Raw genomic sequence first — 1046 nt, 5'->3', positions numbered from 1 at the left:
TATACCCGTTCAACTTGAAGGTGCAGGCTTCAATATCTGAAAATTATCCGTAATTCTGGATACAAGTGAGCCTGCAACTTCTGGTAGCGTCACATCAAAAAACTTTTTGATAGCAGAGGTGAATGCTGCTTTGGAGGGGAAATAGACATTGTTCCTCACATGCTCATTCATTACTTTCCAAAGCCGCTCTATTGGATTTAAGTTTGGGCTGTATGGTGGTAAGTAATGAAGCTCTATATTGAGCACTTTTGCCGCGTTTCTCACCATTTCTGACCGATGGTAGCCTGCACCATCAAGCACAATATGCACGGTTTGCTCTAGTGGATAATGCTCTTTCTTGAGTTTCCAAAAGAAGCGAACAATGCTCTCGCTATCTATCGTTTCATATGTATCAGTGATCGTTGCACTAATGTCTTTCAGTGGCAGAGCACCGATTAGATTCACTCGAGTACGGCTACCTGTCGTTTCAATAAGCTTATTCTGTCCTTTTCGGATCCAGCCATAACTGAGCTTTGTTGATTGAGTCGGATGAACGGCATCCATGAAAAGCACAGGCGCATTATTGGACTTAAGTACCTCATTGTAATACTCGATAAACGCTTGTTGCTCTTCAGGTTTTAGCTTGTGCGGCACACCTTTGGGCTTTTTGTATGAAAAACCGTGGTGATGTAACCACTTGTTCATGCCTGCAACGGTGTAGCTCACGCCGAATTCCGTCTCGATGTAAGTAACGATTTGACGCGTATGAAAGTAGGTTTTCTCAGTCAAATGCTCGATGAGCTGCATCGTCTGAGTCGCAGAAAGTCGGCTCTGGCTACCACCATTCTCAGGTTTAAGTTTTTCAGAGAGAACATAATCACTAAGATGACGGGCAACGGTCGATTCATGAATACGAAGAGCTTGAGATATCATGACCTGACTCCAACCCTCGGAAGCCAGTAAAACGGCTTTTATACGGTCGCACACTCGACTATCACGCTCAGTGTCGTGCATCTGTTCGAGTTGCTGCTTTTGCTCAGGAGTCAGTACAATTTTCATGGTGCGTA

General features: G+C 44.3%; 1 protein-coding gene. It reads right to left on the bottom strand.

Annotation, left to right across the window (positions count from 1 at the left end):
- Positions 1-9 precede the first annotated feature (9 nt).
- Entirely contained in the window at positions 10-1038 is a 1029-nt protein-coding gene (locus AC55NX_RS20740; RefSeq protein WP_496997452.1) for an IS630 family transposase, read from the bottom strand.
- Positions 1039-1046 lie beyond the last annotated feature (8 nt).

The organism is Vibrio rubrogenes (assembly GCF_059641415.1).
Note: the sequence above shows the minus strand (reverse complement) of the source record. Positions and strands in the feature narration are given on the sequence as shown.

Coding starts and splice junctions, on each gene's coding strand:
- AC55NX_RS20740 (WP_496997452.1), bottom strand. CDS start 1,038: ATGAAAATTGTACTGACTCCTGAGCAAAAGCAGCAACTCGAACAGATG.